The organism is Companilactobacillus sp. RD055328, assembly GCF_022835675.1.
In the GTDB taxonomy this organism is placed as follows: domain Bacteria; phylum Bacillota; class Bacilli; order Lactobacillales; family Lactobacillaceae; genus BQUT01.
Genome location: NZ_BQUT01000005.1, coordinates 734,475 through 750,535 on the forward strand (window position 1 = coordinate 734,475; position 16,061 = coordinate 750,535).

The 16,061-nt window shown below is 32.9% G+C and carries 18 protein-coding genes and 1 tRNA gene; 7 read left to right on the forward strand and 12 right to left on the reverse strand.

The features are described 5' to 3' along the window. Positions 1 to 13 precede the first annotated feature (13 nt). The gene (locus RD055328_RS05885) at positions 14 to 619 is read right to left on the reverse strand and encodes a WxL domain-containing protein (RefSeq protein WP_244087865.1); all 606 of its coding nucleotides are present in this window, start codon (positions 617 to 619) and stop codon (positions 14 to 16) included. Between the two features lie 146 nt (positions 620 to 765). Here RD055328_RS05885 and RD055328_RS05890 point away from each other — a divergent pair, with 146 nt between their 5' ends. Beyond that, complete coding sequence (locus RD055328_RS05890) at positions 766 to 2,256, forward strand: helix-turn-helix domain-containing protein (protein WP_244087866.1); 1,491 nt, start codon at positions 766 to 768, stop codon at positions 2,254 to 2,256. A gap of 34 nt (positions 2,257 to 2,290) precedes the next feature. Here the strand turns inward: RD055328_RS05890 and RD055328_RS05895 are convergent. Further along, positions 2,291 to 2,363 (reverse strand) — tRNA-Thr (locus RD055328_RS05895). A gap of 103 nt (positions 2,364 to 2,466) precedes the next feature. Here RD055328_RS05895 and RD055328_RS05900 point away from each other — a divergent pair. Next, positions 2,467 to 3,102, forward strand: a complete 636-nt coding sequence (locus RD055328_RS05900) for a metal-dependent transcriptional regulator (protein ID WP_244087867.1) — start codon at positions 2,467 to 2,469, stop codon at positions 3,100 to 3,102. A gap of 14 nt (positions 3,103 to 3,116) precedes the next feature. Here RD055328_RS05900 and RD055328_RS05905 read toward each other — a convergent pair whose 3' ends face one another. After that, a complete protein-coding gene (locus RD055328_RS05905; RefSeq protein WP_244087868.1) occupies positions 3,117 to 3,836 on the reverse strand; it encodes a DUF975 family protein in 720 nt (239 codons plus the stop codon). A gap of 313 nt (positions 3,837 to 4,149) precedes the next feature. On the opposite strand from RD055328_RS05905, the gene trpX reads away from it, so the two are divergent. The 3 genes from trpX to RD055328_RS05920 are packed head-to-tail and all read left to right on the forward strand — an operon-like array spanning position 4,150 to position 6,772. Beyond that, positions 4,150 to 5,142 (forward strand): tryptophan ABC transporter substrate-binding protein, encoded by a 993-nt coding sequence (gene trpX, locus RD055328_RS05910; protein WP_244087869.1) that lies wholly within the window; start codon positions 4,150 to 4,152, stop codon positions 5,140 to 5,142. Then, complete coding sequence (locus tag RD055328_RS05915; RefSeq protein ID WP_244087870.1) at positions 5,139 to 6,017, forward strand: ABC transporter permease; 879 nt, start codon at positions 5,139 to 5,141, stop codon at positions 6,015 to 6,017. The genes trpX and RD055328_RS05915 overlap by 4 nt, the downstream gene beginning before the upstream one ends. Next, on the forward strand, positions 6,017 to 6,772 hold the full coding sequence (locus RD055328_RS05920) for an ABC transporter ATP-binding protein (RefSeq protein WP_244087871.1): 756 nt from the start codon (positions 6,017 to 6,019) through the stop codon (positions 6,770 to 6,772). Before RD055328_RS05915 ends, RD055328_RS05920 begins: the two co-directional genes overlap by 1 nt. A gap of 27 nt (positions 6,773 to 6,799) precedes the next feature. On the opposite strand, the gene RD055328_RS05925 is transcribed toward RD055328_RS05920, so the two are convergent. The 7 genes from RD055328_RS05925 to RD055328_RS05955 form a co-directional block, all read right to left on the reverse strand. Beyond that, on the reverse strand, positions 6,800 to 7,624 hold the full coding sequence (locus RD055328_RS05925) for a DUF4097 family beta strand repeat-containing protein (protein WP_244087872.1): 825 nt from the start codon (positions 7,622 to 7,624) through the stop codon (positions 6,800 to 6,802). Then, complete coding sequence (locus RD055328_RS05930) at positions 7,624 to 8,268, reverse strand: DUF1700 domain-containing protein (protein WP_244087873.1); 645 nt, start codon at positions 8,266 to 8,268, stop codon at positions 7,624 to 7,626. Before RD055328_RS05930 ends, RD055328_RS05925 begins: the two co-directional genes overlap by 1 nt. Further along, positions 8,261 to 8,575: a PadR family transcriptional regulator gene (locus RD055328_RS05935; protein ID WP_244087874.1), complete on the reverse strand. Its 315-nt coding sequence runs from the start codon at positions 8,573 to 8,575 to the stop codon at positions 8,261 to 8,263. The genes RD055328_RS05930 and RD055328_RS05935 overlap by 8 nt, the downstream gene beginning before the upstream one ends. A 75-nt stretch (positions 8,576 to 8,650) precedes the next feature. Beyond that, complete coding sequence (gene phnE / locus RD055328_RS05940) at positions 8,651 to 9,439, reverse strand: phosphonate ABC transporter, permease protein PhnE (protein ID WP_244087875.1); 789 nt, start codon at positions 9,437 to 9,439, stop codon at positions 8,651 to 8,653. Further along, positions 9,439 to 10,227: a phosphonate ABC transporter, permease protein PhnE gene (gene phnE / locus RD055328_RS05945; RefSeq protein ID WP_244087876.1), complete on the reverse strand. Its 789-nt coding sequence runs from the start codon at positions 10,225 to 10,227 to the stop codon at positions 9,439 to 9,441. Before phnE (RD055328_RS05945) ends, phnE (RD055328_RS05940) begins: the two co-directional genes overlap by 1 nt. Further along, positions 10,220 to 10,996, reverse strand: coding sequence for a phosphonate ABC transporter ATP-binding protein (gene phnC, locus RD055328_RS05950; RefSeq protein ID WP_244087877.1), 777 nt, complete (start codon positions 10,994 to 10,996; stop codon positions 10,220 to 10,222). Before phnC ends, phnE (RD055328_RS05945) begins: the two co-directional genes overlap by 8 nt. Positions 10,997 to 11,079: 83 nt before the next feature. Continuing rightward, on the reverse strand, positions 11,080 to 12,012 hold the full coding sequence (locus tag RD055328_RS05955) for a phosphate/phosphite/phosphonate ABC transporter substrate-binding protein (RefSeq protein WP_244087878.1): 933 nt from the start codon (positions 12,010 to 12,012) through the stop codon (positions 11,080 to 11,082). A gap of 290 nt (positions 12,013 to 12,302) precedes the next feature. Here RD055328_RS05955 and RD055328_RS05960 point away from each other — a divergent pair, with 290 nt between their 5' ends. Beyond that, on the forward strand, positions 12,303 to 13,277 hold the full coding sequence (locus RD055328_RS05960) for a GMP reductase (RefSeq protein WP_244087879.1): 975 nt from the start codon (positions 12,303 to 12,305) through the stop codon (positions 13,275 to 13,277). A 17-nt stretch (positions 13,278 to 13,294) separates the two neighbouring features. Next, on the forward strand, positions 13,295 to 13,753 hold the full coding sequence (locus RD055328_RS05965) for a nucleoside 2-deoxyribosyltransferase (RefSeq protein WP_244087880.1): 459 nt from the start codon (positions 13,295 to 13,297) through the stop codon (positions 13,751 to 13,753). 35 nt (positions 13,754 to 13,788) lie between these two features. Here RD055328_RS05965 and RD055328_RS05970 read toward each other — a convergent pair whose 3' ends face one another. Further along, complete coding sequence (locus RD055328_RS05970) at positions 13,789 to 14,253, reverse strand: GNAT family N-acetyltransferase (RefSeq protein WP_244087881.1); 465 nt, start codon at positions 14,251 to 14,253, stop codon at positions 13,789 to 13,791. Between the two features lie 35 nt (positions 14,254 to 14,288). Continuing rightward, positions 14,289 to 16,058, reverse strand: coding sequence for an ABC transporter ATP-binding protein (locus RD055328_RS05975; RefSeq protein WP_244087882.1), 1,770 nt, complete (start codon positions 16,056 to 16,058; stop codon positions 14,289 to 14,291). Positions 16,059 to 16,061 lie beyond the last annotated feature (3 nt).

Genomic DNA, 16,061 nt, shown 5'->3' on the forward strand with positions numbered 1-16,061 from the left:
CAAAGAATATGTGCTATTTACTTGGTCCTGCATTTAATTCCCACACTAAGTTAGCTTGATAGTGGCCTTGATAAGCAGAAGTTGGTATTTGTAATTGAATACCTTCGCTCTTAAACATATTATCATCATAGAAGTTAGCTAACCAGTGCCCAATACCTTTATTTTCAGATGCTTTTAAAATCTGAGTAGGTGTAGTTCCAACTTCAACTTGTTCGCTACTAAAAACTGGAGCGTCAATAGCTGCATTATTTTCAGTTGGTACTATTGAAGGTTTGTTAAAGAACAGTCTGAAATTCTTATTTAACTTGTCTTGATTGTAGAATCCTTCAGTCTTTACTGTTAAATCCCAACCATTATATGTTCCTGTAGAATCTTTAATATGAATATGTGGCTTATCAGAAGTATCTTTCGCTAAAGTTTTGTCTCCAGATGTGTGTGTGCCAAAATTAAGACTAGGAACATTGACTATTTCTAATGAATTCTCAGTTTGATTGTTAAATGATATGTTTGTGTTTGTAGCCTTATTATCAGCGGCTAAGATTGAAGACCCTCCCATTAAAAGAGCACTTAAAAACGCTGTAATAATAACTATTTTTTTAATATTTAATGAATTAGTCATTAAATCCCCCCAAAAAATGTATATTACTCTTATAGATATTATATTGTTAAACCTCTTTATTTTTATTCAACATTATTGACGGGGTTAAAGAAATATGAATATAATCTACTTAATGGATGAAATAACTATACTTGGTGGGCAATTCTATGTACGATTTCTTAAATAAACAAGATCAAAAAGGCATGAAAGTTTTCAGATACTTATACGCCAACGGAAGCACCACACTTAAAGAAGTGGCAGAAGCCGTTAATATTGTCACTCCCACTGTCAGCAAAATAATAAGCGACGTCACTAAGGATAATAAGGCACTAAGTAAACAAGTTTTCGAAAAAAAAGGCGATATTATTGTTAATAACTTGGATCTTAATGCTGTTTTGAATCATTATTTAAAAGATTCCATCTTGTATGAAATGATTAATTCTCTTGTATACACAGGAAAAATTAGTCGAGACGACTTTGAGAACAGGTTATTTATTAGTCAGTCTACTTTCTCTAGAAACAGAGCTCGATTAAAAGAAATCCTCAACAAATTCAAACTAGACTTAAATAATAGAAATGAAATTGAAGGTAGCGAATACGTTATTAGGAAGTTCTTTTATTTCTTCTACACAAATACCTCTGGATATACAAAAGTAGATGAAGATGATTTCAATACGAAACTACACTTCTTATTTAAGGCGGCACCTTTTTTAAGGAATAATAATCACGGATCTTATTTCAAAATGTACAGGCTGTTAAAAATTAGTACATTACGAATTACTCAGGGGTATTATATGGATAAAGAAATCCATGTGAATTCAGAATTGTTCCCTATTATCAGCAATCTTAAAGAGAATATGCCCGAATACATCACTCAAAAACAATTACCCGAAGAAGTGAAGAATAAAGAAATCAACTTTTTCATCTATGCATTATATAGAGAGTACATTACTGATTACAATTTGAGCCATGAAGAACTAGTTGAACTGTTTAGAATTCCTGATCCTGAGTTTTACTCTGTTGAAAAGAAAATTGTCGATTCCATTATTAATGAAATTTCCTTTAAAGGTGAAATATCTAAAGATGTTAAAGGAGAAGTCGATGAGCTTGTTAATCGTTATCACTTAGAAATGATGTATGGCTTGATTGATAGGATATTCTTTGAAGTTGTAAGTAGTAAAGAAGAAGTATTAAACGGTGTTGAACAACAACTATTAGAAGAAGCTGACCAGATTTATGAAAAGTTAAAAAATAATGCAGAATATAGCGCATGGGTTAGAAAGAATGATATTGCTCCCGATAAGTATATATTCACAACCAACTTATTCTTCTTTATTTATAAAGCTAAGATATTTAATGCCAAAGCTAACAAGTCACTTCTGAACGCAAATAAAATCAAACTCTTCATTCAAATGACTCATCCTGAAATTGAAAGATTAGTTCAAACAAAGTTTGAACTATTATTCTGGAATCGTATTTACTTTGTTAATGATGTCTCTCAAAAACCAGACTTCATCATTGCCGATATAGACTATCCTGAATATGAAGGATTCAAAACACATTTTCTAGCATCAATTCCTACAGAAGAGCAAACAGAAAAAATTATGCACGAAGTTTCTAAAAATATCTTAAATGAGTTTTTAAAAAAGATGGTCTAAATGACCATCTTTTTTAATTAGTTTATATTTATTAAGCCACCTATCGGATTTGAACCGACGACCCCCACCTTACCATGGTGATGCTCTACCTACTGAGCTAAGGTGGCAAAGATTCTTCAATAATAATATCAAACTATTCACATAACTCTCAACAAAAAATTTCTTTATGCTATAGTTTAATTAATCTATACTCTAAATAAAGGAGTCAACATGTCACCTAACAAAGAAAATTATTTAAAAGTAGTCTACGAACTAACCTTGGACTTTAGAAAGGTTAACAATAAAAATATTGCATTGATTATGAACGTTTCGGCTGCCTCAGTTACCGAAATGTTATCTTCTCTTGCAGAAGATGGTCTTATCGATCATAAGCCATATAATGAGATTACATTAACTAAAGCGGGGCAAAAAGTCGCTCGCGAATTAGTTAAACGTCATCGTATTTGGGAAGTTTTTTTATCAAAAAAACTAAACTACGAAATCGACACACTTCACGAGATTTCCGATCAACTAGAACATACTGCTGATGCAGACTTAATTGAACGATTAAACGAATTTCTTAACTTCCCAATTCGTTGTCCTCATGGCGGACTAGTCCCCGGCAACGTCAAAAAAAGAACCGACGATGACACTCCATTAACTGATTATGATATTGGAGCTATCAAAAAAATTCACCGAGTAGTCGATAACCACGAATTCCTTAAAAAATTCAAAACCACCGGCTTAACCATTGGTGAAGAAATTAAGATTATTGATAAGAATGAAAAAGAAATAATTGTTGAATCTACAGAAGATGGTGCTGTTAAAATCCCATTAGCTGATGCTAACTTTATTTTCTTAGTCTAAAAAAGGCGAGCTTTTTAAAGCTCACCCTTTTTTATTTCTATTAATTTTTTATAAAACATAGTATATGTCATGTTCTTATATGGAACTAACCAAACAGATAACAATCCAAATGTTAATGAATTTAAAATATCCCATCCTAAGAAGCTAAGATCTAATAACAAATATTGCATCTTAAAGCCTTTGATTAAAGCTACACTATTTGAAAAAGTAGCAAGAATACCTAACTTGTTTCCTGAGTCATTGCCTTGTTTATACACAAAATATATTTGTGAAAACATAAGATATAAAATCACTCCAGGAATGATGAATAGATAACTGGCATACTGAACTGCCATTGATGACACTAACCATAACAATATAACTGGCGAGAAATATTTAGCACTAAATATTTGTAGTGAGTCGTTAAATGGATGCTTCAATTCTTTATCACCTGTTTCTTTTAAGAAATCAAGCATTGAATATTGTACTCCGACTTTTATCATAGCCACAAATAACTCGAATCCCATAATTAACACTGTTGTGCGCATTGATTGTCCCTGAGTTGCTAATTTTGAAATATCAGCAGCTGAATAAGTACTAATGATGTTGTAAGTAACCACATTAATACCACTAAAGTATAAAATATTTAAAATAATAGAAATCATGTTTAACTTTAAAAATTTATTTCCTTGTGTCTTCAACAACATTTTAGATTGTTGTTTTATATCCTTACGATTGACTTGATTTAAATTCAAAATCTTACCTGCCCTTCAACAATTAATACTATACTATCACAGTTTTATTACCCACCAAAAATATAAAATTGACTTTCATTTTTATATTATTTATAATTCATAACATTAAGAGAAGAAAGAAGTATGTTATGCAAAAACTATCAGCAATGACTAATAACATTCGTTGGCAAAGCCTACACTAAACGTGTTGGCTAATTTTGTGTAACTCAAAATTACCCACACGGAAAAACTCTGTGTGGGTTTTAATTTGTCGAAAACAAATTATCCCACTTAACTATAAGTGGGATTTTTTTGTCTAATAAGGAGTATATTTATGAAGAAATTATACGCAACTATCGCTATAATAATTAGCTTTTTACTAGTAGCTTTTTTCACTACTAACGACACTACTAAAAATAATAAAATACCTCGAGTTGGAGTATTACAATTAATGAGTCATCCAGCTCTTGATGAAATAAATAAGGGTATTAATGACAGCCTGAAAAAATCCGGCTATGAAAACGGCAAAAATATTCACATTGATTATTTAAATGCTCAAGGAGATCAGAGTAATCTCAATACTATGAGTAATCAACTACTTCAAAAAAACGCTGATGTGTTGGTGGGTATCGCAACCCCATCTGCCCAATCTTTAGCTAACGTTACCAAGAAAACGCCTATTGTCTTAAGTGGTGTAACCGATCCAAAAAAATCCGGGTTAGTAAAAAACAATATACATACTGGCAATAATATCACCGGCGTTTCGGACCAAGCTCCACTAGATCAACAATTCGAATTAATCAAAAAAATCATGCCTGAACTTCGCAATATCGGAATTATCTATACTTCTAGTGACCCTTCGGCAACAACTCAGATGAAACAATTCAAAAAAATCGCAGAAGCTAACAACATCAAAGTACACCTAGCGAGCATCAGTTCTTTGAATGATTTAACACAAGTTACTCGTTCTTTAATTCCCAAAGTTGAGTCTATTTATATTCCAACTGATAATACAGTTGCTAGTGGATTGAACAACATTAAAGATATCACCACTCAAGCTAACATTCCAGTTTTTCCAGCAGCAGAAACTATGATGAAAGATGGCGGTTTAGCAACAGTTGGATTAAGCCAATATGAAATTGGACGACAATCTGGTGAGATGATTGTTGATATCTTGAAGCATAATAAACAACCTAACAAAACACCAATTAGATTTATTAAAAAAGGTAAACTAATTATCAACTTGAAACAAGCAAAAGCTCTACATATGAAACTACCACAGTCAGTGATTAATGAAGCTGAAAAGAAAGGAGAAATCATACGATGAATATTTTAGTATCTACAATTGGTCAAGGATTAATCTGGAGCCTGTTAGCCATCGGATTATATATAACTTTTCGTATTCTAGATTTCCCAGACATGACCGTTGAAGGAAGTTTCCCATTAGGTGCCGCTATTGCAGTAATTAACATTCATTCAGGTAACTCAATTTTTTATTCGATGATTCTTGCTTTTGTTGGTGGAGCTATTGCTGGTCTAGTAACAGCCTTACTATATACAAAACTAAAAATTCCAGTACTACTTTCTGGAATTCTGACAATGACGGCTCTTTATTCCGTTAATCTACGTGTACTTAAAAAAGCAAACCTTTCATTATTAAATAACAAAACAATTTTTTCATTCATGCAAGATTTACCGCCTAATTTCAACATTATTGTAATAGGAATTATTTTCATTTCAATTATCATCTTGTTATTAAGCATCTTTTTAAATACAGAAATGGGACAAGCTTTAATTGCTACTGGTGATAACGAAGTAATGGCTGAATCTTTAGGTGTCTCAACCGATAACATGAAGATTATCGGCTTAATGGTATCTAATGGACTAGTTGCACTAACTGGATCTTTAGTAGCCCAACAAAGCGGTTACGCTGATATTACTATGGGTATTGGCGTGATTGTTATCGGTTTGGCAGCCATCATTATCGGTGAAGTAGCATTTGGGGATCTTTCCTTAACTAATCGTATTATTGCAATAGTGATTGGTAGTATTATCTATCGTTTAATATTGTTAGTTGTATTACAGTTAGGATTTAACCCTAATGATTTAAAACTTATTTCTGCTATCATCTTAGCCATCTGTCTGGCTCTTCCCACAGTTAGAGGTAGAGCAAAACACCTTTTGAAAAGAGGTATTAAGTAATGACAATAAAATTAAATATTACAAATATTTCTAAAATAATTACTAGTAATGAAACAGAAATTTCAATCCTAAAACCCACATCTATTGCTATTAACGATCAGGATTTCGTTGTAATTCTAGGTACAAATGGAGCTGGTAAATCTACTTTCTTAAATTTAATAACCGGAAACACTCAAGCCTCAACAGGTTCTATAAGTATAAATAATATAGATATTACTAATCTAAAAAAAGAAAAACGTGCTAAGTATATTAGCCAAGTATTTCAAGATCCAAAATTAGGTACTGCCCCACGAATGACGGTCGCAGAGAACTTATTGCTGGCTCAAAGACGTGGATTATCTCGTCGCCTGTTCCCAAGAAAATTAAAATCTCAACTTAAATTATTCCAGGAGCTCACAGCTAAGTTGCCTAACAATCTAGACTCGAGATTAAATACCGCTACTGAAAAACTTTCTGGCGGACAACGTCAGACACTTAGTTTTTTAATGTCGGTCCTTAAAAAACCAGAATTGTTATTACTCGATGAACACACAGCAGCTTTGGATCCACAAACCAGTAATGAATTAATGCAACTAACGGATGAAACCATCAAAAGTGAAAAACTCACTTGTTTGATGATTACCCATAATATTGAAGATGCATTGAAGTACGGCAATCGATTATTAATCTTTAATAACGGTGAGATTGTTCTAGACGCAAATAAAGAGTCTAAGAGTAAACTAACAAAATCACAACTAATGGAATACTTCGACTAAAAAAGACACTCAATTGAGTGTCTTTTTTTAACGAATGCTAATTTCTCCATAGCGACTATTTAAATTGATAAGGTTAGCATTGTTTTCATCATTCTTGAATGATTCTCTATACTCGCGACCTTGATAATCAATCTCTTCATCATTATCTTCTACATTTGCTATGATTCCAGCATTAGTGATTTGATATGCTTCAATTTCACCATCACTAGTATCAACATAATTGTTACGGCCTTTAACAGTAACTTGTCGAAGTTCAATATCCCCTGTATTAGTTGAGATTTGTGTTCCTTCTATAGTACTATTTTGAAGTTTAACTTCACCATCTGTCAATTCAATTTTTGAACCATTCTGTAGATTAACATTACTTAAATCAACATCTGAATCATTTGAATTAATAGTTAGAACATTAACTAAATCATCACCGATAATTATGTCACTATCATAGTTATTGATTTTTATATTATCGAGTTTTTGTCCACGAGGAATAGTTACTTCAATTAAAGTATCTAAATAATCATCAGAAAAACCAATGTTAATACTTCTATTCTCTTTACGGTCAATTGATAATGTATCATTGCTCAAACTCATTTTTACAGGGTTATTTTTGTATGATACTTGTCTTACTGAATACTCAGTTCCATATACAATTTTAACGTTACCATCATTGCCATTAATTTCAAGATTTTTAAAACTATCGAATTTTTTAGTTTTTTCTAGAGTACCCGTTTTAGCAATTCCCATGTGACCATTATTATACTCAATATTGCGGAAACCGCCCATTGAGAGGCCAACTATAGCTAACAACATCCCGAAAAATAATACAATCGAAGTAATTATATAGTATTTTTTCATTATTTTTCCTCCTTTGATTGATAGTATTGTTTATTAAAAAATTTACGTCCTACCCATCTTACAAACATAGTAATTCCATCAATTAATATCTTAATTAAATAATATGCAGCTGGTACTAACATTAGACCAATTGTTGTTAGGATAATTCCTATACCTAAATATAGCATTCCCACCGGTAATGAACCAAATAGTGTGGCTATAGCAATTCCCATTAATACTATTCCACCAATTACAAGCCCAAAAATAGTTCCAAAGAATCCTAAAAAGATTCCGAATACTGCCATAAACAATCCAAACACTATTCCTAATAAGGCAAACGCTACTGGAATTGCAGCTGGAATAGCAAACAATCCGATAATAATAATCCAAATTGTTTTCATTTGATTTTCTTTTTTCGGTTGTTTTTCTTCTTTAGTATTCGCTGAATCATCTTCGACAGTTACTGAATGATCAGCCAAAATCTTTCTAGCCAACTTTTTAGGTGTTCCTAGTTCTGATATTATTTCATTTTCGCTATTCATATCAGAATCTAAAATAAATTCACGATAGAATTCTAAAATGTCATTCTGCTCATCTTGCTGAAGTCGAGTGATATTATTTTTTAACTCATTTATATATGAGTTAACGATTTCTTGTTTAGTCATCTTTTTCCTCCAATATATCATTGGTTGTTAACATAAAAGTCAACCAATCTTTTTGTATTTCCTTTAAACGAATACTACCATCTTCTGTAATTTTGTAGTAGCGACGATTACGTCCTTGAAATGGCTGATCGTAAGTTTCTAAATAACCATCTTTTTTAAGTCTTCTTAAGACTGGATAAATAGTTGATTCAGAAATATCAAATTTTTCCTGAAACTTCTGAGTTAATGTATATCCATACAAATCTTCTTTTGTTAAAAAAGCTAACATAGATCCATCGAGTATTTCACTTGGAATTTGAATAGCCATTATTATCCCCTTTCTAATATTATATGTTATATAGTATTATACAAAATAAAAAAGACGTTTGTCAACGTCTTTAATTTATACTAATTTTTTCCTCAAAGTTCCTGATAATAAATCGATAGCTGTGACCATAATAATAATACCTATTAGAATGATACCAACCCTACTCCAAGAACGAGTTTGAATTGCAAATATCAATGGTGTACCAATACCACCGGCTCCTACCATCCCTAGAATTGAAGCAGACCTAACCGCAATTTCAAACCTATATAAAGTTAAAGATAAGAATTCCGGAAGAACTGTTGGTAATGTTGCAAAGAACAATACTTGACCATGATTCCCACCAGCACTCGTTATTGCTTCACTAGGTCCAAAATCAGCATTTTCTAAAGCTTCAGAGAATAGTTTGCCAAGCATACCGATGGAATGAATACTTAAAGCCAGCACTCCGGCAAAAGCTCCTGGCCCAACAGCTTTAATAAACATAATTGCTAAAACTATTTCTGGAAAAGTTCTAATAATAGTTAGAATAACTTTCCCACTTTGACTACGCCATCTATTACTTGATTGTTGAATATGTGCTGCCCAAAAAGCAAAAGGAATACTTAGTATTGCTGATACAAATGTTCCTAAAAAGGCGATAGCAAGTGTTTGAATAATTAATGAGAATAGATCTTCTCCTGATCCATCATACATATAAGACCAATCAGGATTAAATAATCCACTAAAAATAGATTTACTCACTTCACTTGCACTATCTTTTATTCCACTAAATTGAATCCCTGAAAAACTCCATACATATATGGCAATGATAATAGCGCCCCAGAAAACCCAACTGTATTTAGAGTTACTTTTTATTTTTTTCATTACATAAATTTCTCCCTTAATACATTACTTAAAGTATCAATTACCACTACGACTACGAAAATAGCAATAATAATAACTGCTGTTTGATCATATCTAAACGATGATAATGACCTCTGTAAATACACACCAATTCCGCCGGCGCCTAAGTATCCCAGAACCGTTGATGCACGAACATTAATCTCAAACGTATATAGGAAGTAACTAATAAAATTATTCAATACCTGCGGAATAATTGCTATCATGATAATTTGTATCTTATTAGCTCCACTAGTAGTTAAAGCTTCAATGGAGCCGATATCAATTGTTTCAATTGCTTCATAAAAAAGTTTAGAAATCATTGCAAATGAAAAAACTGCTAAAGTTGCAACCCCTGCGACTGGTCCAATTCCTACAATTGCTACAAACAATGCTGCTAGTAACAAATCAGGTAATGTTCTCATCAAGTTTAAAAAGAAACGAACTATCCCGGTAACAAACTTATTTTTAATAACAGTTCTTGCAGCAATAAATGATACCGGGAGCGCAACAATTGTTCCGATACTTGTACCAATTACTGCCATTTGAATGGTTTCTAATAGTGGACTTAATATGTACTTAGTATAAGCCCAGTCAGGGTGTGCCATTTGAGTTAGCAATTCAAAAAATTGTGAAATATTTTGAACTAGTAATTCAAAATTAACACCGGTTATGACAGAACTTGCTACTAAACAAAAGATAAATAGACCAAACCATAGAATAAATTTCACATGGAATTTTTGAATTAAAGTTCTCTGTGGAATTTCATTCATAGACCTTCTCCTTTTTAGTATTCTCACCATCATAGATACTATCTAAATCAGAATCAGTTACATTATCTATTGGCTTATCATAAATTAACTCGCCATCTCGAAGCCCAATTATACGAGTAGCATACTTCTTAGCAAGTTCTTTAGAATGAAGATTGACCATAATTGTAATTCCTAATTCTTCATTAATACTTCTTAAATCATCAAGAACTAGTTTTGCAGTCAATGGATCTAAGGATGCTATTGGTTCATCAGCCAAGATAATCTTTGGATCTTGCACCAATGCTCTAGCAATTGCCACACGTTGTTGTTGGCCACCAGATAAAGCATCAGCTCTGGTATATATTTTTTCTAATAGTTGCACTTTTTTTAATGCTTGTTCTACTTTCAACTTATCTTCTTTTGAGAATAATCCAAAAACACTTCGCAATGTTGAATAGTGCCCAACTCTACCTGACATAACATTTCGTTGCACGCTAGATTGTTTAACTAAATTAAAACTTTGAAAAATCATCCCGATATTTCTTCTTAATTCTCGAAGTTTTTTCCCTTTAGCTGCAACAATGGATTCACCTGCAATCAATACATCACCTGAACTAATCGTTTGTAATTGATTAATCGATCTTAATAGCGTACTCTTCCCAGCACCTGATAAACCAACGATAACAATAAATTCGTTAGGCTTAACTGATAAATTGATGTCTTTTAAACCTTTTGCTCCATTATCGTATATTTTAGAAACATTCTTAAATTCAATAATAGGCTCATTCATATTGATTAACCGCCTTCTCATAAAAAAGGGCGTTTATCAAAAATAAACGACCTTTCCCTAATTCATATTATTTTTTTCGAAAATTATTTTGTTAGCTTTTTAACGTCTTTACTATATTCTCTCATTAAATCAAAGTTACTATCCTTTGATTTTGTATATCCTTCATGAGAATAAATTTCAGAGACAATCTTGTGTCCTTTTTTGCTCTTAGCAATATCGATAAAGGCATTTTGAATCTTCTTTTGCCATTTATCTGACATATCTTTTCTTACTGAAATAGTATCGTTAGGAATTGGTTGAGTAAAGTAGATAGGTTCTACTTTATCCATAATATCTGGAACGTCTTTTTTAACAATATTACGAGCATCTTCAAATACAAAAGCTGCATCTGTATCACCGTTTAGAACTGACATAACACCTTGATCATGTCCTTTAACTTGTACTGTCTTAATACCATTCTTGTTGATATTAACACCTTTTTTCATTAGATCTACTGCGGGGAAAATAAATCCTGATGCTGAAGTTGTATCTTGTACGGCAATCTTCTTGCCTTTTAAATCATCAATAGTTTTGATTCCACTGCCTTTTTTAACAACAACCATTGAGCGATATTTATCAACTAACTTAGTGCTGTTTTCTCCACCAGGTTGTGTGATTTTGTAACGTTCAGCTTGTAGTAAAACTTTGGTTCCGTTTTGTTTGTGTGCCATTACATAAGCGTCAGGTGGTAAGAAACCTACATCAACTTGTTTTGAACCCATTGCTTCAACTATCGTATTGTAATCAGTTGATACACTTACTTTAACAGGAATCCCTAATTCCTTTGAAAGTAATTTTTCAAGTGGTTTAGCCTTGGCTTCCATCTTATCAGCTTGAGATGATGGGACAAACTGCACCTTTAGTTCTTTAGGTGTGTAGGCTGTATCCTTACTACTGTCTTTAGATCCACATGCAGCTAAGCCAGCACCAAGAACTAATGCCAGTGATCCCAGTAGCACTTTTTTCCAGATTTTCATATACTTCGTTCCTCCTATTTGTTATAGACCAAGAATAGTACAAAAAACGAACTTTATCAACGTGATTTTTTATAAATATCGTTTTTTATTGGTACGAACCAATATGAAAAGGCTACACAAGTGTGAAATTTGTAATTTAACAGTAAAATACGAACAATAACCCAAAATTACGTATTGACTTTCGCCTGGGTTAAGTGCTATATATAGATGGTAGTTATATTCTAGATACAACATAGAGTATGCTACAAATAATAGTTCGGTCGTTAACATTCGACTTTAAGGGGATTTACATGCAAACTTTCGATTATAATGATATCCAATTAATTCCAAATAAATGTATTGTTGCAAGTCGCTCAGAATGCGACACATCAGTGACTCTCGGCAATCATACATTCAAAATTCCCGTTGTACCTGCTAATATGCAAACCGTGATTGATGAATCATTAGCAGAGAAATTAGCGCAAAATAATTTTTTCTATGTTATGCATAGATTCGAACCAAACAGAAGAAAATCTTTTGTTGAACACATGAACGAAAAGAATTTAATTAGTTCAATTAGTATCGGTATTAAAGATGAAGAATTCGAATTCATCTCTGAACTAGCAGCAGATAATAACATACCTGATTATATAACTATTGATGTTGCTCACGGTCACAGTGATATTGTTATCAAAATGATTAAACACGTTAAACAAACACTCCCTAATTCATTTTTAATAGTTGGCAACGTAGCAACTCCTGAAGCTGTACGTGAATTAGAAAATGCCGGAGCTGACGCTACCAAAGTCGGCGTTGGCCCAGGACGCGCTTGTATTACAAAACTAAAAACCGGCTTTGGTACTGGTGGTTGGCAACTAAGTGCAATCCACTTATGTTCTAAAGCTGCGCGCAAGCCGATAATTGCTGATGGTGGTTTACGTTTTAACGGAGATATCGCAAAATCAATCCGCTTCGGCGCTTGTATGGTTATGATAGGTTCATTATTAGCTGGTCACGAAGAATCTCCAGGTGAAACAATCATTACTGATGGACACAAACAGAAGGAATATTTTGGTTCTGCTTCTGAATATCAAAAAAACGAGCATAAAAATGTTGAAGGAAAAAAATTATTTATCGACTATCGCGGTAGTATTTTTGATACACTAAAAGAAATGCAAGAAGATTTACAATCTGCAATATCATACGCTGGTGGAAAAGATCTTGATTCAATTCGTAAAGTTGATTATGTAATTGTTAAGAATTCAATTCTAAATGGCGATATATAACCTAAGGAGAAAGATTTATGAGAAACATTTACCTTGCTGCCCCATTCTTTGATGAAAAACAAATAGAACGCCGTGACAAAATGGTAAAGTTGTTAAACGAAAATCCAACTGTTAACGAAGTTTTTATTCCTGGTGAACATGAAGAAGATACTGCTTTTGAATTCGGAACACTTGAATGGCAAGTTGCTACATTCAAACTTGATACTAATCAAATTGATGTTAACGACATAGTTGTTGGAATCCTTGATTACGAAGAAGCTGACACATCAGATCCTGGAACAATCTGGGAACTAGGGTATGCATCTGCAAGTAAAATGCCTACAATTGCTGTTAAGTTTGGTGATTCAAACAAATTGAATTTAATGTTAGCTCGCAGTCTAACAGCCTTCTTCAATGGTGAAGAAGACGTTGAAAATATTAAAAACTACGATTTCAACTTATTACAAACAAGATTTTCTGATTACGAAGTATTCTAAATAAAAAACACCACTTTAAAAGTGGTGTTTTTTTATTAAAATGCTTTTTGATAAATAATATTTCCTTTAATTAGATGAGCAAATTCAAAACCTGCTCGTTGAGCAACATTAATGGCTCGTGTATTATTTCGATTGACAATAATTTTGAGCTTATCAACTGTTGTTTTTTCGTCTAAATTTGCCACTAAATTTGAAACAATCCCTTGTCCTTCAAATACTTCATCAATCCAATAGCCAACTTCAGCAGATGCATTATTTAGATCTACACGTTGTAAATCTACAATACCAATAATATGATTTTCAAACTTAATACTATATAGTTCTTGAGTTTCATCAAATATTGATATTTCAATGAATTCCTTCTCATCTTCAACTGTTGTGACTTTTTCAACCCAATTAAACCATTGATTAAAACGATCACGATTGCGATTGATTAATTCAAATATTTCCTGAGTATCATTTAATGTTGTCTCTTCTAATCTTATTTTCTTAGTTTTCATGTATATTACCCCATACATCACATGAAATTTTGTGATTAATCTTGATTAAATTGTGTTTCTACATATTCGCGGTACAGTTCATGATTTTTCACTAATTCAGAATGAGTTCCAGATCCACTGACCGAACCGTGTTCAATAAAGTAAATTTTGTTAGCATCTACTATTGTACTTAAACGGTGAGCAATCACTAATGTCGTGCGCCCTTTCATCAATTGATCTAACGCTTTTTGAACCATTGCTTCTGATTCTGAATCAAGACTTGCAGTAGCCTCATCCAACATCAAAATCTTAGGATTTCGTAAGAATGCGCGAGCAATCGCAATTCTTTGGCGTTGTCCACCTGACACTTTAACCCCACGCTCTCCAACTTGCGTATCAAGCTGGTTAGGCATTTCTTTTACAAAACCATCTGCAAAGGCTAACTTTAATACATCCCACAATTGGTCATCTGTATAATCACCATCTAGTCCGTATGTTAAATTATCACGAATAGTTCCAGCAAGAATAGCTGAATCTTGACTAACAAAACCTATCTGTTCACGCCAACTATGTAAACTAATATCTTTCACATTCTGGCCATTAATTGTGATCTCACCATTAGTTGGCTCATAAAATCTTTCTAACAAGCTAAAGACGGTAGATTTCCCACCACCTGAAGGTCCCGCAAATGCCACAACTGTATTTGGTTTTGCCTCAAAACTAACATCTTTCAAAATTGGATTACTATTATCGTAGGCGAAGTCTACATTCTTCATTTCTAAAATCTTACCTTCAACATCTACGTAACTTCCATCTTCTAGTTTCTCTTCATGTTCCATTAATAAGTTTTGAATTCTTTGTGTTGAACCACTAGCTTTAGCTAATGTTGTGAAGAACGTTCCCAAAGTCGCTGCTGGTCCAATGATTTGGAACATATACATAAGAAATGAGAACATAGCTCCCATTGAAAGAGTTCCCGCAGAAACACGAGAAGCACCGTAAGCTAACACTCCAACAAACATTCCCATCATTACAGCTGTCATAATTGGTCCTGCAACTGAATCAAAGAATACTTCTCTTAAACCGATTTTATATAGTTTTTCGATTTCACCATAACCGCTTGTTGCTTCTTGTTGTTCAGAGTTAGATGATTTAACTAATCTAATCTCTGATAAAATGTCTCCGGCATCGCCAGAAAAATCTGCTAAGGCATCTTGTCTTGCATGTCCTACTTTGTGACTTTGACGACCGATTGGAATCATAACTAACATAACTAACGGAATTGCCAAGAATACAATTGCTGTCATTTTCCAATCCATAATAATCATTAATACTAAAGCGCCAACTATTGATAATAGTGATGTAATTAAACTAGGAAAAGCTCTAGCTAACAAATCTTTAACTTGTGTCGAATCGTTAACCAACCGTGATGTCATCTCACCCGACTTGTTTTCATCAAAATAATTGACATGTAGTGTTAATAACTTATCCCATATTTTCTTACGAAGTTCACTAACAATATCTTCTCCGAAGAATCCTAACAAGCTACCTGACGCTGCACTAATAACTGCACTTGCTAAAAACACAACAATTATTAAAGCTACAAGTTTGCCATCTACTGAGTGTTGGAATCCATTAATCAAATTCTTAGCAAAGCTAGGAACAATTAACTGCATTCCTGTCGCAATCATTCCTAAGAATAATCCTAACCATAATTGCCAATATTTTGGCTTAGTATCTTTTAACAAAGCCATAAATGTCTTTAAATTAAATTTTTCTGGCTTAGCTTCTCGCTTAGCCTTATTCATTGCTTGTCGATTGTCCATAAT